Annotated in this window: 20 protein-coding genes; 14 read left to right on the top strand and 6 right to left on the bottom strand. The window is 70.3% G+C overall.

Translation table 11 applies throughout. The annotated features are described in order from the left end of the window. Positions 1–442: hypothetical protein (locus HW578_RS01425; protein ID WP_456308256.1), on the bottom strand; the 442-nt coding region annotated here is incomplete at its 3' end. Between the two features lie 166 nt (positions 443–608). Between HW578_RS01425 and HW578_RS01420 the strand changes: the two genes are divergently transcribed. The 3 genes from HW578_RS01420 (at position 609) to ltnD (ending at position 3,255) form a co-directional block, all read left to right on the top strand. Further along, positions 609–1,553 (top strand): ketopantoate reductase family protein, encoded by a 945-nt coding sequence (locus HW578_RS01420; protein ID WP_198368740.1) that lies wholly within the window; start codon positions 609–611, stop codon positions 1,551–1,553. Positions 1,554–1,762: 209 nt separating this feature from the next. Beyond that, entirely contained in the window at positions 1,763–2,221 is a 459-nt protein-coding gene (locus tag HW578_RS01415) for a MarR family winged helix-turn-helix transcriptional regulator (protein WP_198368739.1), read from the top strand. A gap of 143 nt (positions 2,222–2,364) precedes the next feature. Then, entirely contained in the window at positions 2,365–3,255 is an 891-nt protein-coding gene (ltnD, locus tag HW578_RS01410; protein WP_198368738.1) for an L-threonate dehydrogenase, read from the top strand. On the opposite strand, the gene HW578_RS01405 is transcribed toward ltnD, so the two are convergent. Next, positions 3,256–4,605, bottom strand: a complete 1,350-nt coding sequence (locus HW578_RS01405) for an amidase (protein ID WP_198368737.1) — start codon at positions 4,603–4,605, stop codon at positions 3,256–3,258. Positions 4,606–4,760: 155 nt separating this feature from the next. Here HW578_RS01405 and HW578_RS01400 point away from each other — a divergent pair, with 155 nt between their 5' ends. Continuing rightward, complete coding sequence (locus HW578_RS01400; protein ID WP_198368736.1) at positions 4,761–5,318, top strand: hypothetical protein; 558 nt, start codon at positions 4,761–4,763, stop codon at positions 5,316–5,318. 4 nt (positions 5,319–5,322) lie between these two features. Here the strand turns inward: HW578_RS01400 and araD are convergent, their stop codons facing one another. After that, a complete protein-coding gene (gene araD / locus HW578_RS01395; protein WP_198368735.1) occupies positions 5,323–7,050 on the bottom strand; it encodes an L-arabinonate dehydratase in 1,728 nt (575 codons plus the stop codon). 55 nt (positions 7,051–7,105) lie between these two features. On the opposite strand from araD, the gene HW578_RS01390 reads away from it, so the two are divergent. The 6 genes from HW578_RS01390 (at position 7,106) to HW578_RS01365 (ending at position 12,489) form a co-directional block, all read left to right on the top strand. Continuing rightward, positions 7,106–7,819: a GntR family transcriptional regulator gene (locus HW578_RS01390; protein ID WP_198368734.1), complete on the top strand. Its 714-nt coding sequence runs from the start codon at positions 7,106–7,108 to the stop codon at positions 7,817–7,819. Next, positions 7,816–8,715 (top strand): dihydrodipicolinate synthase family protein, encoded by a 900-nt coding sequence (locus tag HW578_RS01385; RefSeq protein WP_198368733.1) that lies wholly within the window; start codon positions 7,816–7,818, stop codon positions 8,713–8,715. The genes HW578_RS01390 and HW578_RS01385 overlap by 4 nt, the downstream gene beginning before the upstream one ends. Positions 8,716–8,823: 108 nt before the next feature. Then, entirely contained in the window at positions 8,824–9,825 is a 1,002-nt protein-coding gene (locus HW578_RS01380) for a TRAP transporter substrate-binding protein (protein ID WP_198368732.1), read from the top strand. After that, a complete protein-coding gene (locus HW578_RS01375; RefSeq protein WP_198368731.1) occupies positions 9,822–10,337 on the top strand; it encodes a TRAP transporter small permease in 516 nt (171 codons plus the stop codon). The genes HW578_RS01380 and HW578_RS01375 overlap by 4 nt, the downstream gene beginning before the upstream one ends. Before the next feature lie 18 nt (positions 10,338–10,355). Further along, a complete protein-coding gene (locus HW578_RS01370; protein ID WP_304621623.1) occupies positions 10,356–11,642 on the top strand; it encodes a TRAP transporter large permease in 1,287 nt (428 codons plus the stop codon). A gap of 4 nt (positions 11,643–11,646) precedes the next feature. Next, on the top strand, positions 11,647–12,489 hold the full coding sequence (locus tag HW578_RS01365; RefSeq protein WP_198368729.1) for an NAD-dependent epimerase/dehydratase family protein: 843 nt from the start codon (positions 11,647–11,649) through the stop codon (positions 12,487–12,489). 72 nt (positions 12,490–12,561) lie between these two features. Here the strand turns inward: HW578_RS01365 and HW578_RS01360 are convergent, their stop codons facing one another. Beyond that, positions 12,562–13,638, bottom strand: coding sequence for a branched-chain amino acid aminotransferase (locus HW578_RS01360; RefSeq protein ID WP_198368728.1), 1,077 nt, complete (start codon positions 13,636–13,638; stop codon positions 12,562–12,564). A 137-nt stretch (positions 13,639–13,775) separates the two neighbouring features. Here HW578_RS01360 and HW578_RS01355 point away from each other — a divergent pair, with 137 nt between their 5' ends. Genes HW578_RS01355 through HW578_RS01345 form a run of 3 tightly spaced genes read left to right on the top strand, consistent with a single transcriptional unit; the run spans position 13,776 to position 16,382 of the window. Further along, positions 13,776–14,318 carry a MarR family winged helix-turn-helix transcriptional regulator gene (locus HW578_RS01355; protein WP_198368727.1) on the top strand — a complete coding sequence of 181 codons (543 nt, stop codon included), beginning with the start codon at positions 13,776–13,778 and terminating at the stop codon, positions 14,316–14,318. Next, positions 14,315–15,022 (top strand): response regulator, encoded by a 708-nt coding sequence (locus tag HW578_RS01350; protein WP_198368726.1) that lies wholly within the window; start codon positions 14,315–14,317, stop codon positions 15,020–15,022. Before HW578_RS01355 ends, HW578_RS01350 begins: the two co-directional genes overlap by 4 nt. 22 nt (positions 15,023–15,044) lie before the next feature. Then, complete coding sequence (locus HW578_RS01345) at positions 15,045–16,382, top strand: ATP-binding protein (protein ID WP_198368725.1); 1,338 nt, start codon at positions 15,045–15,047, stop codon at positions 16,380–16,382. Positions 16,383–16,527: 145 nt separating this feature from the next. Here HW578_RS01345 and HW578_RS01340 read toward each other — a convergent pair whose 3' ends face one another. Then, on the bottom strand, positions 16,528–17,493 hold the full coding sequence (locus tag HW578_RS01340) for a Bug family tripartite tricarboxylate transporter substrate binding protein (protein WP_198368724.1): 966 nt from the start codon (positions 17,491–17,493) through the stop codon (positions 16,528–16,530). Between the two features lie 10 nt (positions 17,494–17,503). Further along, positions 17,504–18,502, bottom strand: coding sequence for a tripartite tricarboxylate transporter substrate binding protein (locus HW578_RS01335; RefSeq protein WP_198368723.1), 999 nt, complete (start codon positions 18,500–18,502; stop codon positions 17,504–17,506). A 167-nt stretch (positions 18,503–18,669) separates the two neighbouring features. Between HW578_RS01335 and lpdA the strand changes: the two genes are divergently transcribed. Continuing rightward, positions 18,670–20,061 carry a dihydrolipoyl dehydrogenase gene (gene lpdA / locus HW578_RS01330; RefSeq protein ID WP_198368722.1) on the top strand — a complete coding sequence of 464 codons (1,392 nt, stop codon included), beginning with the start codon at positions 18,670–18,672 and terminating at the stop codon, positions 20,059–20,061. The last annotated feature ends 12 nt before the right edge of the window (positions 20,062–20,073 follow it).

Below are 20,073 nucleotides of genomic sequence, written 5' to 3'. Positions count from 1 at the left end.
GCAGCTCGGCGCTGCGCGAAGCCTCGCCCTCGGCGTCGCGTGCAGCGGCCTCGACGCCCAGGATGGCGGCGCGGGCGGCCTCGATCTGGGCGCGGGCCTGCGCCTCGTCGGCTACCGCGCGCTCGGCCTGGGCGCGCGCCACGGTGATCTGCGCGGCGGCGGCGAGCATGTCGGCCTCGGCCGCGGCACGGCGTGCCTCGATGGTGGCGGTGTCCAGGCGCGCGATCGGCTGGTTCTCCCGCACCTGTGTGTTGAAGTCGGCGAACAATTCGCGGATCTGTCCAGAGAGCTGACTGCCCACCTGCACCAGCGTGACCGGGTTCACGGTGCCCGTGGCCGCGACCACCGCGGTGATCGCGCCGCGATCCACCGGTGCGGTGCGCAGCCGCGGCAGGGCCGCGCTCGTTGTCACGGTGCCGCTAACGATGGACAGGCCGGGCATGCCGGCCCACCACCATCCGGCAGCGAGGGCAGCGGAGCATCCGGCGGCGAGGAGAATCCTGCGCATACCGGCATCATAGCGGTCTCGCCGTAACATGCATGTGTCCGACTTTCGCGAAGGGAAGCCCGCGCCTAGGCTCGGCCCCGAACGCGGAGAGGACGGCGCGATGCGGATGCTGGTGCTGGGCGCGGGGGCGCTCGGCGGCTATTTCGGCGGAAGGCTGGCCGAGGCCGGGACGGCGGAGGTGACCTTCCTGCTGCGCCCCGGCCGGCGCGCGCAGGTGGGTCGCGATGGGCTGCGCATCGACAGCCCGTTCGGCGCCTGGCAGGGGCGCGTCGCCACCCTCGCGGCCGAGGAGGCGCGGACGGGATGGGACGTCGTCCTGCTCTCGTGCAAGGCGTACGACCTGGAGGATGCGATCGCCGCGATCCGCTCCGCGGTCGATGCGCGCACCGCCATCCTGCCGGTGCTCAACGGGCTGTCGCATGTCGATCGCCTGGCGGCGGAATTCGGCGCCGATCGCGTGCTGGGCGGGCTGGCGAAGATCCAGGCGACGCTTGCCGCCGACGGCACGGTGCGGCAGCTGAACGACTGGCGCTGGATCACCTTCGGCGAGATGGACGGCGCGATGACCGACCGCGTGCGCGCGATCGAGGCCGCCTTCGCGCCGGCGAAGGGCGTGGTGGCGCAGGCGGTGCCCGACATCATGGCGCGCATGTGGGAAAAGTTGGTGCACCTCGGCACCAGCGCGATCGGCACCGTGCTGATGCGCGCCAATGTCGGCGAAATCGCACGCAGCCCGGGTGGCGTCGATTTCCTGCACCGGATGCTCGATCGCAATGCCGCGATCGCCGCCGCGCGCGGCTTCCCGATGCGCGCGGCCTTCATCGATGAATTCCGCGCGGTCTTCGCCGATACCTCGGCGGCCTACGCGACCTCGATGCTGCGCGACCTCGAGGCCGGCGGGCGGATCGAGGCGGACCACATCCTGGGCTTCCTGCTGCAGGCCGCGTGCCAGGCCGGCGTGCCGCACGAAGTCCACGAGGCCGCCTACCTGCACGCCAAGGCCTATGAGCAGCGCCGCGCGGCGGGGCGCCTGCCCGGCGGCTAGAGCAGATCCCGATCAGGTGGAATCACCTGATCCGTTGAAGATGCTCGCGAAAACAGGGAGCCACAGTCGTTGCAGCGAGCCGAGGCGGGCAGACGCGGCTCTGGGCGCGCTGCGCCGCATCATCGCGCGCGGGGAATGACACTGCACGGAAAGCAAGACTCCGGCCCCCTCGCGCGTCTAGGCTGCAACATCATCGCCGGGTGGCACCGATGGACACACAGCACGCCGCACCGCGCTTCGTCGACGACTATCTGCTCTCCCTGCTGGCGCGGGCATCCTTCGTCGTATCCTCGGAGTTCCATGACAGGCTCCGCGCGCGCGGCGTCTCGGTGCCGGTATGGCGCGTACTGGCGACACTCTCGGGCGGGCCCGAGACGGTGACCACGCTGGCCGAGGCCTGCCTGCTGCAGCAGCCCACCATGACCAAGGTGCTCGACCGGATGGAGCGCGACGGGCTGGTGAAGCGCCAGCAGGACGGGCGCGACCGCCGCCTGGTGCGCGTGCACCTGGCGCCGAAGGGCGAGGCGATGGTCGGCGACCTGCTGGCCGCGGCCCGTGCGCATGAGGCCGAGGTGGTGGCGCGCCACCCCGACGCCGCCGCCATCAAGGACCTGCTGCGCGCGCTCATCGCCCGCCAGGGCCATAAGCGGCGCCCACGCGGAGCCTGACCCGTGCCGCCGATGCATGTGCTGCAGCGCATCCTGCTAGTGCTGCTGGTCGTCTTCGCCGTGGTACAGGTGAGTGTCGCCGTGCTGCGTTGACGGGCCGTCCGCGCGGCGCCAGCGTGCCGGCATGCGCGCGGGGGATCTGCATGAAGGTCGGCGTCATCGGATTGGGCAGCATGGGCATGGGCGCGGCGCTGAGCCTTCTGCGCGCCGGCCACGAGGTGACCGGCTGCGACATGCGCGACGCCGCGCGCGCGGAATTCGCCGCGGCGGGTGGCGGTGTCGCCGCCGGCACCGATGCGCTGCCACAGGGGATCGAGGCGCTGGTCGTGCTGGTGGTGAACGCCGCGCAGACCGAGGCGGCGCTGTTCGGCCCGGGCGGGGCGGCAGAGCGCCTCGCCCCCGGCGCGGTGATCGTCAGTTCCGCCACCATGGGTCCCGATGCCGCGCGCGCGCTGGCGGAGAAGACGCGCGAGCGGCAGTTGCTGTTCCTCGACGCGCCGGTCTCGGGCGGGGCGGTGAAGGCGCGCGCCGGGGAGATGACGGTGATGGCTTCCGGCTCCGCGGCCGCCTTCGCGAAGGCCGGGCCGGTGCTGGATGCGGTCGCGGCAAAGGTATGGAACCTCGGCGAGGAGCCGGGCATCGGCGCCACGGTGAAGGTGGTGCACCAGCTGCTGGCCGGCGTGCATATCGCGGTGGCGGCGGAAGCGATGGCGCTGGGTATCCGCGCCGGCGCCGATCCGCGCCAGCTCTATGACGTGGTGACCAGCGCCGCAGGTAATTCCTGGATGTTCGAGAACCGCATGGCGCGCGTGCTCGATGGCGACGACGCGCCGCGCTCGGCGGTGGACATCTTCGTGAAGGACCTGGGCCTGGTGGCCGACATGGCGCGGGGGCTCGACTTCCCCGTGCCGCTCGCCTCCACCGCGCAGCAGCTGTTCACAGCGGCGCGCGCGATGGGCCAGGGCGGCAAGGACGACGGCTTCGTCATCCGCGTCTGGCAGGCGATGACGGGGATCAAGCTGCCCGGCGAGTGATCACGCCGCGAGCGCCGCCTCCACCGCCGCCGCGACCTGAAACAGCCGGGCATCGCCCATGTGCTCGCCGGTCAGCATCAGGCCGACCGGCGCCTCCCCTTCCGCCTGGCAGGGGATGCTGATCGAGCAGCGATCGAGGAAATTGCCCACGCTGGTGTTGCGCAGCAGGGACATGTTGATGCGGTTGTAGTCCGCTTCCGCCTCGACCTCGGCGATGGCGGGCGGCACCACCGGGCAGGTCGGGCCGATGATGGCATCGAAGGGCGCCGTGCGCGGGGCCACTGCGGCGATGATGCGGGCGCGGGCCTGCACCAGCTCCACGTAGTCGGCCGCGGACATGCGCTCGCCGCGCCGGATGCGCTTGAGGATGCGCGGGTCGTAGCGGTCGGCGCGCTCGGCGACCAGGCGGTGGTGCCAGGCCCAGGCCTCGCTGGCCGCGAAGCCGCCGGTGGCGTTGGCGGCGGCGATCTGCTCGAGCTCCGGCAGGTCGAACTCGATGATCTGCGCGCCGGCGGCGGAAAGCCGCGTCAGCGTGCGCCCGAACACCGCGGCGACGGTGCCGTCCATGCCATCGGTCAGGAAGGTGCCGCGCGGCAGGCCAAGGCGCAGGCCCTTCATCGGCAGTGGCTTCGGCGCGACGGGGTCTTCCTCGCCCGCCATGAAGCCGTCGATGATGGCGCAATCCGCAACCGAGCGTGCGAGCGGCCCGGCGGAATCGAGGGAGGGCGCCAGCGGCAGGATGCCGGCGATGGTCACCCGCTTCGCTGTCGGCTTCCAGCCCACCACGCCGCAGAGTGCCGCCGGGATGCGGCAGGACCCGCCGGTGTCGGTGCCGAGTGCCGCGAAGCCCATGCCATCCGCCACCGCCACCCCGGCGCCGGAGGAGGAGCCGCCCGGCAGCCGCCCTGTCGCCCGGTCCCAGGGACTCAGCGGCGTGCCGTAATGCGGGTTCACGCCTAGGCCGGAGAAGGCGAACTCCACCTGGTTGGTGCGGCCGAGGATGACGAAGCCGGCGCGCACCAGGCGCTGCACGCTGGGCGCAGTGGCCTTCGCCGCCGGCGCGCCATCCAGCGCGATCGAGCCGGAGCGCGTGGTCACGCCGGCCTCGTCGTACAGGTCCTTGATGCTGATCGGGATGCCGGCGAAGCGCGTCGGCGCCCGCCCCGCGGCGCGCAGCGCGTCCATCGCGGAAGCGGAAGCGCGGGCGGTCTCGGCGTGCACGGTGATGAAGGTCCGCGCGCCCTCGCCGGCGGGGTCGGCAATGCGCGCGAGTGCGGCTCCCGTCAGCGCGGCGGCGGTCGTGTGCCCGGCCGCGAGTGCGGCGGCCGCTTCGGTGAGTGTTCTAGGCATGCGCAATTCCCCGTGTCGTCGCGCCCATCATCAGCGTGGAGCCGGGGAGCGACAAGCCGCCGAAGCGATGGCATGGCGCCGGCCATCTGGAGTAGCCTCATCCAAGGGGCGGCGATCAGGGAGAAGACCGTTCCGCCAGCGGAGGGCCCTGCAGCATGTTCGTCCTTGACCGCTTCATCGAAGACTGTCGCGCGGCGGTTGCCGCCGACCCGACGCACAAGGCGGCGCGGGAGGTGGTGGCGCGCGCGGTCGCGGACCCGGGCAGCATCGTGAAGGTCCTAGGCGAGCCGACGAAGGCCGGGAACCAGTGCCTGTTCCGGTCGCCCGAGCTCACGATCCTGAACCTGACCTGGGGCCCGTACATGACGCTGCGGCCGCACAACCATCGGATCTGGGCGGTGATCGGCATCTACGAGGGCGCAGAGGACAACGTCTTCTGGCGCCGGATCGAGACCGAGGCCGGCCCGCGGATCGAGGCGGCCGGCGCGAAATCCATGCGCGTGAAGGATGCCTGCGCCATGGGTGCGGACATCATCCATTCGGTCACCAACCCGATCCCGCGGCTGACCGCCGCGCTGCACGTCTATGGCGGCGACTTCTACCGCGACGACCGCAGCGAGTGGGACCCGGAGAACCTCAGCGAAAGGCACTTCGACTTCGAGACCTCGAAGCGTCTGTTCGAGGCGTCGAACGCCCTGCTGGGGCGGGTCTGACGCGTCAGTAGATATCGGGTTCCGGCGTCGGCAGCGTGCCTTCCAGGAAGCGCAGGTCGCAGCCCTCGTCGGCCTGGGTGACGTTGTCGAGGTAGAGCGACGTCCAGCCGCGCCCGTAGCGCCGCGGCGGCGGCGTCCAGGCGGCGCGGCGGCGCGCCATTTCGTCGTCGGGCACCAGCAGGTCGAGCCGGCGGTTCGCGACATCGAGGCGGATCAGGTCGCCGTCGCGCACGAAGGCGAGCGGCCCGCCGACATGCGATTCCGGCGCCACATGCAGCACGCAGGTGCCATAGGAGGTGCCCGACATGCGCGCATCGGACAGCCGCACCATGTCGCGCACGCCCTGCTTCAGCAGCTTCTGCGGCAGCGGCAGCATGCCCCATTCCGGCATGCCCGGCCCGCCCTGCGGCCCCGCCTGCTTCAGCACCAGCACGCTGTCCGGCGTGACATCGAGGTCCGGATCGTCGAGGCGCTTCTTGAGGTCGGCATAGTTCTCGAACACCACGGCGGGGCCGGTGTGCTGCAGCAGCCGCGGTTCCGCCGCGCTGGTCTTGATGACCGCACCCTGGGGTGCGAGCGAGCCCTTCAGCACCGCGAGTCCGCCTTCGGATTGCAGCGGTCGGTCGAGCGGCAGGATGACGCTGTCGTCGAATACCTCGGCGCCAGCGATATTCTCGCCGATCGTGCGGCCCGTGACGGTGCGCGCCGAGAGATCCAGCCAGTCGCGGATGCGTTCGAGGAAGGCACGCGCACCGCCGGCGTAGAAGAAATCCTCCATCAGGTACTCGCCGGCATTGGGGCGCAGGTTCGCCACCAGCGGCACGCGGCGCGACAGCGCGTCGAAGCGCTCGAGGTCCAGCATCACCCCTGCGCGCCGCGCCATGGCGATCAGATGCGGGATGGCATTGGTGGACCCACCGAAGGCCATTGCCGCGGTGACGGCATTGTCCACGCTGCCCTCGGTGATGAGGGATTGCGGCGTGGCGTCCTCCCACACCATCTCGACGATGCGGCGGCCGGATTCGGTGGCCATGCGCGGATGAGCGGAATCGGCGGCGGGAATGCTGGATGCGCCCGGCAACGTGAAGCCCAGAGCCTCGACCGCCAGCATCATCGTCGCCGCCGTGCCGGCGGTCATGCAGGTGCCGAAGGACCTGGCGATGCCGCCTTCCATGTCCTTCCACTGCGCCGGCGTGATGTTCCCGGCGCGCAACTCCGCATGGTACTTCCAGACGTCCGAGCCTGAACCCAGCGTCTTGCCGCGCCAGTTGCCGCGCAGCATCGGCCCGGCAGGCACGAAGATGCTCGGCAGGCCGCTGCTGATCGCCCCCATCATCAGCCCCGGCGGCGTCTTGTCGCAGCCGCCCAACAGCACCAGCCCGTCGCAGGGATGCGAGCGCGCCAGTTCCTCAGTCTCCATCGCCAGCAGGTTGCGGTACAGCATCGAAGTCGGCTTCTGGTACTGCTCCGTCACCGGATGCGCCGGCAGTTCCACCGGAAAGCCGCCGGCCTGCCAGACGCCGCGCTTCACTTCCTCCGCGCGCGTGCGGAAGTGGAAATGGCAGGGGCTGAGTTCCGACCAGGTGTTGATGATGCCGATCACCGGCTTGCCGCGGAAATCGCTCTCCGCGTAGCCGGCCTGGAGCATGCGCGAGCGGTGGCCGAAGGCGCGTATATCGTCCACCCCGAACCAGCGATGGCTGCGCAATTCTTCCGGTCGTTTGCGGGTCATCGGCGCCTTCCTCCGTTCTTCCCCGCAAGGCTGCCAACTGCTATGGCAGTTGTCCATGGCCGCTGCGAAGACAGCCCTCGGGAGGATCACGCCGCTCGCGGAGGAGGACACGCTCTCCCTCGGCGAGCGCGCCTATCGCCGGTTGCGCGAAGGCATCGTGCAGGGCCTGCTGCCGGCCGGCCGCAAGGTCTCGGAACGCAGCCTGGCGGTGCAGCTCGGCATCTCCGCCCAGCCAGTGCGCGAGGCGCTGCGCCGGCTCGAGCAGGACGGCATGGTGGTGACGCATCCGCGCCGCGGCACGGTGGTGGCGGAAATGGGCCCGGCGCAGCTCGCCGAACTGGGCCGCATCCGCGCCGCGCTCGAAGGTGTCGCGGCCGCGCTCGCGGCGGAACGCATGCGGACGGAGGAAGTGGCCGCGCTCGCCGCCATCCTCGCACGCATGAAGGCCGGCACCGAAGCCGCCGACCACGATGCACTCGACGAGGCGAACGAGGAATTCCACGCACTGATCCATCGCGCTACCGGCAACCTGTTCCTGATCCGCTCGCTCGGATCGCTGCGCGCCTACGACAATCTCGGCCGGCACCGCGCCGTCGGCAGCCAGCCGCGCGACCTTCCAAAGGCCTTCGCCGAGCACCGCGGCATCGTCGCCGCGATGCGCCGGCGCGACCCGGCGCTGGCCGAGGCGCGGATGCGCGGGCACATCATCCGGTCGCTGGTCACCAACGGCGTGCTGCCGCCGCCACCCAAGGGAAGGCCCCGCGCATGACGCTCGAGGATGCGCTCACCGGGATCTCCGGCATCCTTGTCACGCCCTTCGATGCCAACGATGCCATCCAGCCGGCCAGGCTTGCGCCAATCGTTGCGCGCTGCGTGGTGGCGGGCGTCGATGCGCTGACCGTCAACGGGAATACCTCGGAATTCTATGCCCTGACTTTCACCGAGGCCGAGCGCATGCAGGCCGAGCTACCCCCCATCGTCGCCGGACGTGCCAAGGTGGTGGCCGGCATCGGGCGCAGCGCGAACGAGGCGGTGCGCCTCGCCGCCCGCGCCAAGGCCGACGGCGCCGATGCGGTCATGGTCCACCAGCCACCCGATCCTTTCGCGAGCCCGCGCGGCATGACGGAGTACGTGCGGCGCGTGGCCGAGGCGGCAGGACTGCCGGCCGTGCTGTACCTGCGCAACAGCGGCATCGGGGATGTCGCGATCGCCGCACTCACCGCGCTGCCCGGCGTGATCGCGGTGAAATGGGCAAGCACCGACCTTATGGCGCTGGCGCGTGCGATGCGCGCCGCGCCCGGCATGCGATTCGTCTGCGGCCTGGCCGAACCCTGGGCGCCGGCGATGACGGCGCTCGGCACGCAGGGCTTCACTTCGGGCTTGATCAATGTCGCACCCGAGCGCTCGGTCGCGATTCTGCGCGCGCTACGCGCCGGCGACATGGCACGGGCGAATGCCCTGATCTCCGCGGTCGAGCCCTTCGAGAAACTGCGGGCCGAGGAGCAGAACGGCGCCAATGTCTCGATCGTGAAGGCGGCGCTGGCGCTGATGGGCGACGATGTCGGCGCAGCCCGCCCGCCTGCCGCCTGGCCGGTCTCGCCCGAATCCCTGGCAAGGCTGACCGATCTCCTGGCAGTCTGGCAGGAGGGCCGCGACGCCGCCTGAGTGGAGCGTTGACGGCTCCGCGGCCGTCGCGCCAGACTGCTATCTGCTATTGCAGTTCGCCAAATCCGAGGGGCGGCCCGACCGCCCCCGCTTCCCGAGGAGACGCCCATGACCCCGACCCCCCGGCGGCCCCGCCGCGCCCTCTTCGCAGCTGTCGCGGCCGCCGCGCTTGGCGTGCTCGGCCTCGGCGCCGCCCCCGCCACCGCGCAGGAATGGCGCGGCTGGAACATCCATGCCGCCGACTATCCGAACGGCGTCGGGATGGATGCCTTCACCCGCATGGTGGCGGAGCGCACCAACAACCGCATCCGCATGCGCACCTTCCACTCGGCGCAACTCGGTCAGCAGGACGAGGCGATCCAGCAGATGCGCCTCGGCACCATCGACTTCGCCAACTTCAACCTCTCGCCCTTCAACAACCTGGCACCGTCGACCAACGTGGTGACGCTGCCCTTCCTGTTCCGCAACGTGGCGCACATGCAGGCCGCGATCGACGGGCCGGCGGGCGAGGCGATCGCGCGCGACCTCGAGGGCATCGGCATCATCGCGCTGTCCTGGTACGACGCTGGCGCACGCAGCCTCTACACCACGCGCCCGGTGCGTACGCCGGCCGACCTGCGCGGCATGAAGATCCGCGTGCAGACCTCCGACCTCTGGATCGACCTGATGCGCGCGCTGGGTGCCAACCCGACGCCGCTGCCCTTCGGCGAGGTCTTCACCTCCCTGCAGTCAGGCGTGATCGATGGTGCCGAGAACAACTGGCCGTCCTACGAGAGCACCAGGCATTTCGAGGTGGCGCGCTACTATTCCACCACCGAGCATTCCAACGTGCCGGAGGTGCTGGCCGTGTCGCGCCAGCGCTGGCAGCGGCTGAACGAGGCCGACCGCGCCATCCTGCGCGACGCTGCGCGTGAATCGGCGGCCATCCAGCGCCGCTCCTGGGCCGAGCGCGAGACCGTCAGCCGCCAGCGCGTGACCGCCGCCGGCGTGACCGTCATCGAGATCACCGACCGCACGCCATGGTCGGCGCTGATGGAGCCGGTCTATGCGAAGTATGCGGCCGATGCGCGGCTCGCGGCGCTGGTGGCGCAGATCCGGTCCATGCCGTGAAGGCCTTCTCCCGCGCGCTCGACATCCTGTCGGCGGTGACGGTGGGGCTGGCGGGCATCGCGCTCGTCTTCCTCATCGCGATGATGGGCTGGCTGGTCTTCGGCCGCTATGTGCTGAACGACACGCCGACCTGGATCGAGCGGGCGGCGACGCTCGCGATCCTGGCCATCTCGATGCCCGTCGCGGCGGTCGGCGTGCGGGAGCGCTTCCATTTGTCCGTGCTCGGCCTGCGTGAGGCGCTGCCGCCGCGCGCGCAGCGCTGGATGGCGGTGGGCTGCGACGCGCTGATGGGCGTCTTCGGCGCGGGCATGGCCTGGTGGTCGTGGGAGCTGGTCGGCACGGTGGCGAATTTCCGCATTCCACTGCTGGGCATCAGCCAGGGCTGGACCTATGCGCCCATGGTACTGGGCGGGGCGCTGATGGTGCTGTTTGCGATTGAACAGGTGCTGCGCGACGCGCTGTCGGACGAAGCGCCCGAGAAGCGCGGCGTCTCCGCGGCCTTCCTGGAGTAGCGCGCAGTGGAATTCGGATTGCTGTTGATCTTCCTGGTCTTCGGCGGGCTGGTGATGGCCGGCGTGCCGGTCGCCTTCTGCCTCGGCATCGCGGCCGCGGCGGGTTTCATCTACGAAGGGTTGAACCCCGCCGTTGTGTTCCAGCAGATGGCGTCGGGGATGAGTATCTTCGCGCTGCTGGCGATCCCGTTCTTCATCTTCGCCGGCGAGATCATGCTGCATGGCGGCATCGCGCGGCGGCTCGTCGCACTCGCCTCGGCCGCGGTGGGCTGGATGCGCGGCGGGCTCGGCATGGTGGATGTGTCCACCTCGATGCTGTTCGGCGGCATCTCGGGCAGCGCGGTGGCGGATACCTCGGCGACCGGCGTCATCCTGATCCCGGCGATGAAGGCCAAGGGCTACGGCGTGGACTATGCGGTGTCGCTCACGGTGACCAGCTCCATCGCCGGCATCCTGATCCCGCCGTCGCACAACATGATCCTGTATTCGCTGGCGGCGGGTGGGGGCATCTCGGTCTCGGCGCTGTTCATCGCCGGCATCGTGCCGGGCATCGTGATGTGCCTCAGCCTGGCGGTCGCCGCCTATGTGATGGCGGTGCGGCGCGGCTACCCCGCGGATGGCTGGAAGGGTTTCCGTCACCTGGCCTGGGCCTTCGTCGACGCGATGCCGGGGCTGTTCACCGCCTTCATCATCCTTGGCGGCGTTCTGTCGGGCATCTTCACCGTGACGGAAAGCGCGGCCTTCGGCGCGATCTGGGCACTGCTGGTGACGCTGCTGGTCTATCGCGCCTTGTCTTGGAAGGACTTCGTGATCGCCGTGCGCGCCAGCGTGCGGACCACCTCGGTGGTGTTCCTGCTAGTCGGCACCGCGACCGCCTTCGCCTGGCTGCTCGCCATGTATCGCCTGCCGGACATCCTGACGGAAGGCATGCTCGCCATCAGCAGCAACCCCATCGTCATCATGCTGATGATCAATGTCTGCCTGCTGCTGCTCGGCTGCGTGATGGACATGGCGGCGCTGATCCTGATCACGACGCCGATCTTCCTGCCGGTGGTGGTCGCCATCGGCGTCGATCCCGTCCAGTTCGGCATGGTGATGATGATGAACCTGGGGCTGGGACTCACCACACCCCCGGTGGGCGCGGTGCTCTTCGTCGGCTGCGCCATCGGCGAGATCCGGATCGAGCAGGTGCTGCGCACGATCTGGCCCTTCTGGGGCGCGATCCTGGTCGCGCTGATGCTCACCACATACTGGCCGGCGATGTCGCTGACGCTGCCGCGTCTGCTGCTCGGCTATGGAGGCTGACGCCATGACCGCACCTGAAAAGCCCGTGCTGCTGACCGGCGCCTCCGGCAATCTTGGACGGCATCTGGCCGCAGCGCTCGCGCAGCAGGGTTGGCGCCTGCGCCTGACCGACATCCTGCCCTTCCCGGATCCGTTGCCGCAGGGCGCATCCTTCGTGAAGTCCGACCTCAACGACGGCGTGGCGCTGATCCGCCAGGCGGAGGGCTGCGGCGCCATCCTGCATTTCGGCGGTGTCTCGGTGGAGAAGCCCTTCGAGGAGGTGCTCGGCCCCAACCTGCGCGGCCTGTACCATGTGTACGAGGCGGCGCGGCGCGAGGGCGCGCGCGTGATCTTCGCCAGCTCCAACCACTCGATCGGCTTCCACGAGCGGCCGAGCGGGAACAGCGAACGGCTGGACTACGACTGCGCCTTCCGCCCGGACGGCTACTACGGCCTGTCCAAGGCCTATGGCGAACTCATGGGCCGCATGTACTGGGACAAGCACGGCGTGGAGAACGTCAACCTGCGCATCGGGTCGTGCTTCCCGAAGCCGATCGACCGGCGGATGCTATCGACCTGGCTGTCCTATGGCGACCTCACGCGCCTGGTGGAGCGCTGCGTGCTGGCGGAACGCGCAGGCCATGCCGTCATCTGGGCGTGCTCGGACAACCCGGCTTCGTACTGGGGCCGCGACCATCGCGACCGCATCGGCTGGGCGCCGCAGGATTCCGCCGAGTCCTGGCGGCCGGAGGTCGGCTCCATTACCGCCGATCCGGTGACCGAGCGCTACCAGGGCGGCGGCTACACCGCGATCGAGTATTCGCGGAAGGCGCCCTCGCCGCGCGACGCCTTCTCACTCGAGGACTGACGCGCCGCAGGCGCGCGTCAGCAGGCACCGCGGCGGTCGCCGCGGCATCCGCAGCCATTGCGTTGTGGAGCCTCAGGCGGCGACCGGCACCACCGAGGTCCAGTTATGCGGGTCATTGGTCCGCCCGTACTGGATGCCGACGATCGCGTCGTAGAGCTTCTGCGTGAGCTCGCCGGTCTGCCCGCCGTTGATCAGGACATTCTCGCCCTTGTAGCCGAGCGTGCCCACCGGCGAGACCACGGCGGCGGTCCCGGTACCCCACATCTCGCGCAGGCGGCCGTGGCGGCCGGCCTCCATCACCTCGTCGATGGTGACGGGGCGCTCGCTGACCTTGAGCCCCCAGTCGCGCATCAGCTGCAGGGTCGAGGCGCGCGTCACGCCATCGAGGATGGTTCCGGCGAGCGGCGGCGTGATCACTTCGTCGTCGATGCGCACCATGATGTTCATGGTGCCGACCTCGTCGAGGTAGCGACGCTCCACGCCATCGAGGTAGAGCACCTGCGTATAGCCCGCCGCCGCCGCATCCTGCTGGCCGGAGAGCGACTGCGCGTAGTTTGCCGCCGTCTTAGCCTCCCCGGTGCCGCCGCGCACGGCGCGCACATGCTTGTCGGATGCCAGGATGCGCACCGGCTTCACGCCTTCCTTGTAGTAGGACCCGACGGGCGAGAGGATCAGGAAGTACAGGTAGCTGTGCGCCGGATGCACGCCCAGCATCACGTCCGTCGCGATGATGGTCGGGCGCAGATACAGCGACGTGCCGGGCTTGCGCGGCACCCAGTCCGCATCCACGCCGACCAGCGCGTCGAAGGATTGCCGCACGATGTCGACCGGCACTTCCGGCATGCACATGATCTGTGCGGAGCGGTTGAAGCGCTGCGCGTGGCGCTCGGCGCGGAACAGCCGGATCTGCCCGTCGTCGCCGCGGAACGCCTTGAGCCCGTCGAAGATCGCCTGGCCGTAGTGCAGCACAGAGGTCGCGGGATCGAGGCTGAGCGGGCCATAGGGCTCGATGCGGGGGTTGAACCAGCCGCGCCCTTCCTCGTAGTTCATCAGGAACATGTGGTCGGTCAGCACCTTGCCGAAGGACAACGTGTCGTCGGCGGGCTTGGGCTTCGGCGCGGTGGTGCGCGTGATCGGGAAAAGGCCCATGCTGCGTGTCCTTCCAGGTTTCTTCTGCGTGCGGTTGGCGTTCGAGACGAAAGATTGTTGCTTCAACTGCCGCTAAGTTAGAATGACACGTCGGATCGGTCAATGATACTGACCCAAACGGAGGTCCTCGCCCGAACATGCCAGCCCCACGCCAGGCGCAGATCGCGGAAGCCCCGGAGCGCACCCCGCTACCGGCCGGGCGCAACCTGCTGTTTCTCCGGGAGGAGGAGCTCCGCCTTGCGCAGGACCTGCTGTTCTTTGGCTATCGCGACTTCACCGCCGGCGCCGACGAGATCCTGGCCGGCATGAACATGGGCCGCGCCCATCACCGTGTGCTGCATTTCGTAGGCCGCCGGCCGGGCATCACGGTGGGCGACCTGCTCGGCATCCTCGCCATCACCAAGCAGTCGCTCGGGCGCGTGCTGACCCCGCTGATCGCGGATGGCTACGTGCTGCAGGCGCCCGGTCGCGCCGACCGCCGCCAGCGCCTGCTGACCCTGACCGAGAAGGGTGCCGCACTCGAACGCCGACTGTTCGACCGCCAGCGCGAGACGGTGATGCGCGCCTATCGCGAGGCCGGCCCCGCCGCAGTGGACGGCTTCCGCCGCGTCATGCGCGGCCTGATGGGCGAGCAGGCGCGCGCCGCCTTCGAGATGCTGGAAGGCCCGCCGCAACCATGAACACGACCACCGAGACGGCGCACCTGCTGGTGGTGGACGACGACGCCCGCCTGCGCGACCTGCTGCAGCGCTTCCTGACCGAGCAGGGCTTCCGCGTCACTGCGGTTGCGGACGCCGCGGCCGCGCGACGCGCCATCTCGGCGATGATGTTCGACCTGCTCGTGCTCGACGTGATGATGCCCGGCGAATCCGGCCTGTCGCTGACCGAATCCCTGCGCGGCGACGGCAACGAGGTGCCGATCCTGATGCTGACCGCGCGCGGCGCGCCGGAGGACCGCATCTCGGGCTTCGAGACCGGCGTCGACGACTACCTGGCCAAGCCCTTCGATCCGCGTGAGCTCGCGCTGCGCATCCGCACCATCCTGCGCCGCGCCGCGCCCCTGCCCGCCCCCGCGCAGCACAGCGCGCCGGTCCAGCTCGGCCTGCGCTGGTTCGACGTGGACCGCGCCGAACTGCGCGGCCCCGAGGGAATCGTGCGGCTCACCGGCGGCGAGGCCTCGCTGCTCCAGGCGCTCGCGCGCCGCATGGGCGAGGTGCTGAGCCGCGAGGAGATCGGCGCCGCCCTCGGCACGCCCGAGGCCGGCGAGCGTGCCATCGACGTGCAGGTCACGCGCCTGCGCCGCAAGGTCGAGACTGACCCGCGCGAACCACGCTTCATCCAGACCGTGCGACATCGCGGCTACGTGCTGAGGCCGGGGCCGTGAGGTTGCGCCCGGCCCTGCCCGCATGACCACGCCGTCCCTGCTGCGCTACCTGGTGCCGCGCGGCCTGCTCGGCCGGGCGCTGCTGATCATCCTGGTGCCGCTGGTCGCGGTGCAGATCATCGCGCTCTACCTGTTCTACGGAAGCCACCTCGATGTCATCTCGCGCCGCCTGGCCGGTGCGGTGGCCGGCGATGTCGCGATGGTGGTGGAGCTTCTCGCGCGCCACCCGCGCGAGGAGGAGCGTGGCTGGATCTTCCGCGAGGCGGCCTGGCGGCTCGACCTCTCGCTGGCCTTCGAGCCAGGTGCGGTGCTCGGCCCCACCTTCAGCCGTCCGGCCTCGCTGCCGCTGCTGCCTCTCGAGGAGGATCTCGAGGACGCGATGCGCGAACGCGTGCGCCTGCCCTTCGACACCGACTGGCAGTCCGACCCGCGCAGCGTGATCATCCGGGTGCAGCTGCCCGACGGCGTGCTGCATGCCGAGGCTGCGCGCAAGCGGCTGTTCAGCGGCACGCTGTACCTGTTCGTGATCTGGGTTGTGGGGTCCTCGCTGCTGCTGTTCCTGGTCGCGGCACTGTTCATGAAGAACCAGGTGCGCGCGATCCGCCGGCTGGCGGAGGCGGCCGAAGCCTTCGGGCGCGGGCGCGACATCGGGCCGATGAAGCCCGAGGGCCCGGCGGAGGCGCGCCAGGCGGCGGTCGCCTTCAATTCCATGCAGGGGCGCATCCGCCGCTTCGTCGAGAGCCGCACCGAGATGCTGGCGGGCATCAGCCACGACCTGCGCACGCCGCTGACGCGCCTGCGCCTCGGCCTCGCGATGCTGCCCGGATCGGTGCAGGACGACGCCGCTGCGATGACGCAGGATGTCGAGGAGATGGACCGGCTGATCGCCGCCTACCTCGCCTTCGCCCGCGGCGAGGGGCTGGAGCAGGCCGCCCCCGCCGACCTCGGCGAGCTGGTGGGCGAGGCCGCGGCCAAGGCGCGGCGCGATGGGGCGCTCGTGGAGCTCGACGTGCCGGCCGACCCGCTCGTGCTTGCGGTGCGCGCCGACGCACTCCGGCGCTGCCTGGGCAACCTCCTCGATAACGCGCGCAAGCATGCGCGGCGGATCGCGGTGGCGCTGACCCGCGTGCCGCGCGGCGATTCCGGCGCCTGGGCCGTGGTCACGGTGGATGACGACGGCCCCGGCATCCCCGAGGAGGCGCGCGAGGAGGCCTTCAAGCCCTTCGCGACCTTCTCCGCCGGCGGCACGGGGCTGGGCCTCGCTATCGCGCGCGACATCGCGCGCGCGCATGGCGGCGACATCGTGCTGGAGGACAGCCCGCTCGGCGGGTTGCGCGCCCGGGTGCGGCTGCCGGCGTGAGCGGGGCGGCCTGCCATGAGCGGGCCGCCGCTGCGCTCATACCCAGCGCACGAAGTTCCGACCTGCGGCCCGAAGGGGCGAGGCCGCGAATGCGGCCCGCCCGCCAATTGAGGGGCACGAAGGTGAAACCTTCGTGCGCACCATATCAGTCGATGCTGAGGTTGAGCCGCTTCACCATGCGCTCCTCATAGACCGAGCGCTCCCGCGCGAAGGCGGTGTAGTCGGCGGGGCCGAGGTATTCGTCCGGCATGTCGTTGCGCTGCATGTAGGCCTGGATCGCATCGCTGGTCTGCATCTTGCGGAAGGCCTGGTGCAGCCATTCCGTCACCTCCGGGTCAATGCCCTTGGGGCCGGCCACGCCATAAGGGGAGGTGACGACCATGCCGTAGCCGAGGTCCTGCAGCGTCGGCACATCCGGGAAAGCGCGCAGCCGCTCGCGCGTCCACACCGCAAGCAGCTTCAGTTGCCCCGCTTCCACATTCGGCTGCCAGGCGTTGGAATTGGCGATGACGTCGAGCTGCCGCGCCAGCACCGCGGTGATGTTCTCGCTGGTGCCGCGATAGGGGACGTGGATCATCTGCACGCCTTCCCTCTCGCACAGCTCCTCCTGCGCCAGGTGGTTCGACGTCGCGATGCCCGAAGTGCCGTAGGAAAGCTGGCCGGGCCGTGCGCGCGCCGCCGCCCACATCTCGGCGAGCGTGTTCCAGCCCGAGGCCGGGTGCACCACATGGCCGAAGACGAAGCCCGATTGCTGCATGATGTACGTGAAGTCGTTCACCGGATGCCAGGTCGGCCGCGTCGTCAGGAAGGGGTGGCGGATCACCGAGAGGTGGTGGTGCGCGATGGTGTAGCCATCCGGGCGCGACTGCGTGACCAGCTGGATGGCGGAGCGCGTGCCGCGCGCGCCGGGCTGGTTCTCGATGATCAGCGCCTGGCCGAATTCGCGCTGGAACATCTCGGCCTGCAGCCGCATGAAGCCGTCGAGCGTGCCGCCCGGCGCCCAGGGGATCAGGAAGCGGACCGGCCGGTTCGGGAAGCGCCCCTGGCCGAGCGAAGGCCGTGCCAGGACCGGCAGCGCGGCGCCGGCCAGCAGGATGCGACGTGCGATCATTGCCGCCCCCTCAGCCGTCGAGGCTCAGGTTGAGACGGCGCACCATGGCCTTCTCGTAGTCCACGCGCTCGGCAATGAAGGCGCGGTAGGTCTGGGTGTCCTGGTAGACCAGCGGCATGTCGAAGCGCGCGCGCACCTCGGCGTTCTCGGGGGTCATGAGCGCGTCGCGCATCGCGTCGTGCAGCACGCGCACCACGCCCTCGTCCATGCCCTTGGGGCCGCTCACGCCATAGGGGGAGGTGACCACCAGGTCGTAGCCGAGTTCCTTCAGCGTCGGCACGGTGGGGAAGCGCGGCACGCGTTCCGCGGTCCAGACCGAGAGCGCGCGCATCTGGTTGTTCTCGACGAAGGGCGCCCAGGTGGAGCTGTCGCAGACCATGTCCACCTGGCCGCCGAGCACGGCCGTCACTGCCTCGTTCGACCCGCGATAGGGCACGTGGGTCAGCTGCACGCCCTCCTTCTCCTGGATGGTTTCCATCGCCAGGTGATTGGTCGTGCCGATGCCGGATGTCGTGTAGGTGAGCCTGCCCGGATTGGCGCGGGCGAAGGCGATCATCTCCTGCCAGGTGCGGAAGCGGTTGTCGGACTTCACCGCGCAACCGAACAGCCAGCCGGTCATGCCGATGATGTGGGTGAAGTCGGCGACCGGGTCCCATCCCGGCGTGCGCATCATCCAGGGCCGGCGCAGCACCGACAGGTGCATCTGCGTCAGCGTATGCCCGTCCGGGCGCGCCTGCTGAGCAACGCTGAGCGGGCCCAGGGTGCCCCCTGCCCCGGGTCGGTTCTGCACCACCACGGGGTGCCCGAGCGCACGCGCGGCAATGTCGCCGATCGAACGCAGCTGGATGTCGGCCGACCCGCCCGCCGGCCAGGGCACCACGAGCTGGATCGGCCGGTCCGGGAAGCGCCCCTGCGCGCGCGCGAGGCTTGGCGCGGCCAGCGCGGCGGCGCCGGCGGCCAGCACCAGGCGGCGGGGCGGATGGGGGGCGTTGGTGTCCCGGACAGGCATGCGGTGTTCCTCCTCGGGGCGGCGCATCTGCCGGCGCCTGCCCATGCGGGGCAGGATAGAGGAGGATCGCGGCCGATCCCAAGCCCTTCGCTGCGCTTGATCCCGGCCGGCCGCGGGGGCAGTTTCCGCCCGCAAATCCGCGCCTCCAGCCTCAGGACCCCCGATCCATGCCCGAAACCTTCGACGTCATCGTGATCGGCGCCGGCCCCGGCGGCTATGTCTGCGCCATCCGGGCCGCGCAGCTCGGCATGAAGGTCGCCTGCGTCGAGAAGCGCGCTACGCTGGGGGGCACCTGCCTGAACATCGGCTGCATCCCGTCCAAGGCGCTGCTGCATTCCTCCGAGGTCTTCGAGGAAGCGGGCAAGCACTTCGCCGAGCACGGCATCGGCGTGGGGCAGGTGACGCTTGATCTGGCGACGATGCAGGCGCGCAAGGCGGAGGTCGTCTCGGCCAACGTCAAGGGCGTGGAATTCCTGTTCAAGAAGAACAAGGTCACGTGGCTCAAGGGCGAAGGGTGCATCACGGCGCCGGGCGTCGTGCAGGTCGCCGGCACCGACTATGCCGCGAAGCACATCGTGATCGCCACGGGCTCGGAATCCACGCCGCTGCGGGGCGTGGAGGTCGATGAGAAGCGCATCGTCACCTCCACCGGCGCGCTGGAGCTGGACGCCGTGCCGGGCCACCTGGTGGTGATCGGCGGCGGCGTGATCGGGCTCGAGATGGGCAGCGTCTGGCGCCGCCTGGGCGCGCAGGTGACGGTGATCGAGTTCCTCGACGGCATCCTGCCCGGCATGGATGGCGAGGTCCGCAAGCAGTTCGAGCGCATCCTGGCGAAGCAGGGCATGAAGTTCCGGCTGTCGTCGAAGGTGACGGGCGCGGCGGTGGATGCCGATGGCGTGACGCTGCAGGTGGAACCGGCTGCCGGCGGCGCGGCGGAGGCGATCCGCGCCGATGTCGTGCTGCTCGCGATCGGCCGGCGGCCGCATGTCGCGGGGCTCGGGCTCGATGCGATCGGCGTCGCGCTCGACGAGCGCGGCCGGGTGAGGACCGACGCGCATTTCGCCACCAACGTCCCCGGCATCTACGCCATCGGCGACGCCATCGCGGGCGCGATGCTGGCGCACAAGGCCGAGGACGAGGGCTATGCGCTGGCCGAGATGCTCGCCGGACAGAAGCCGCACATCAACTACGATGCCATTCCCGGCGTGGTCTACACCTGGCCCGAGGTGGCCTCGGTCGGCGCCACCGAGGAATCGCTCAAGGCCGCGGGCGTGGCCTACAAGGTCGGCAAGTTCCCCTTCATGGCGAATGGCCGTGCGCGCGCGATGGGTGCGACGGACGGCTTCGTGAAGGTGCTGGCGGACAAGGCAACCGACCGGGTGCTCGGCGCGCACATCATCGGCCCCGATGCAGGCACCCTGATCGCCGAGATCGCTATGGCGATCGAGTTCGGCGCCTCGGCCGAGGACATCGCGCGCATCAGCCACGCCCACCCCTCGCTGAACGAGGCGGTGAAGGAGGCGGCGATGGCGGCCTGGGACAAGCCGCTGCACATCTGATCCCCGACCGCG

The organism is Roseomonas rosulenta (assembly GCF_016106005.1).
GTDB lineage: Bacteria > Pseudomonadota > Alphaproteobacteria > Acetobacterales > Acetobacteraceae > Neoroseomonas > Neoroseomonas rosulenta.
The sequence above is the reverse complement of the archived record's forward strand: the minus strand, read 5'-3'. Positions and strand labels throughout refer to the sequence as shown.

Coding starts and splice junctions, on each gene's coding strand:
- araD (WP_198368735.1), bottom strand. CDS start 7,050: ATGACCCGCAAACGACCGGAAGAATTGCGCAGCCATCGCTGGTTCGGG.
- HW578_RS01420 (WP_198368740.1), top strand. CDS start 609: ATGCGGATGCTGGTGCTGGGCGCGGGGGCGCTCGGCGGCTATTTCGGC.
- HW578_RS01390 (WP_198368734.1), top strand. CDS start 7,106: ATGGCCGCTGCGAAGACAGCCCTCGGGAGGATCACGCCGCTCGCGGAG.
- HW578_RS01350 (WP_198368726.1), top strand. CDS start 14,315: ATGAACACGACCACCGAGACGGCGCACCTGCTGGTGGTGGACGACGAC.
- ltnD (WP_198368738.1), top strand. CDS start 2,365: ATGAAGGTCGGCGTCATCGGATTGGGCAGCATGGGCATGGGCGCGGCG.
- HW578_RS01400 (WP_198368736.1), top strand. CDS start 4,761: ATGTTCGTCCTTGACCGCTTCATCGAAGACTGTCGCGCGGCGGTTGCC.
- HW578_RS01345 (WP_198368725.1), top strand. CDS start 15,045: ATGACCACGCCGTCCCTGCTGCGCTACCTGGTGCCGCGCGGCCTGCTC.
- HW578_RS01360 (WP_198368728.1), bottom strand. CDS start 13,638: ATGGGCCTTTTCCCGATCACGCGCACCACCGCGCCGAAGCCCAAGCCC.
- HW578_RS01405 (WP_198368737.1), bottom strand. CDS start 4,605: ATGCCTAGAACACTCACCGAAGCGGCCGCCGCACTCGCGGCCGGGCAC.
- HW578_RS01340 (WP_198368724.1), bottom strand. CDS start 17,493: ATGATCGCACGTCGCATCCTGCTGGCCGGCGCCGCGCTGCCGGTCCTG.
- HW578_RS01355 (WP_198368727.1), top strand. CDS start 13,776: ATGCCAGCCCCACGCCAGGCGCAGATCGCGGAAGCCCCGGAGCGCACC.
- lpdA (WP_198368722.1), top strand. CDS start 18,670: ATGCCCGAAACCTTCGACGTCATCGTGATCGGCGCCGGCCCCGGCGGC.
- HW578_RS01335 (WP_198368723.1), bottom strand. CDS start 18,502: ATGCCTGTCCGGGACACCAACGCCCCCCATCCGCCCCGCCGCCTGGTG.
- HW578_RS01365 (WP_198368729.1), top strand. CDS start 11,647: ATGACCGCACCTGAAAAGCCCGTGCTGCTGACCGGCGCCTCCGGCAAT.
- HW578_RS01385 (WP_198368733.1), top strand. CDS start 7,816: ATGACGCTCGAGGATGCGCTCACCGGGATCTCCGGCATCCTTGTCACG.
- HW578_RS01380 (WP_198368732.1), top strand. CDS start 8,824: ATGACCCCGACCCCCCGGCGGCCCCGCCGCGCCCTCTTCGCAGCTGTC.
- HW578_RS01415 (WP_198368739.1), top strand. CDS start 1,763: ATGGACACACAGCACGCCGCACCGCGCTTCGTCGACGACTATCTGCTC.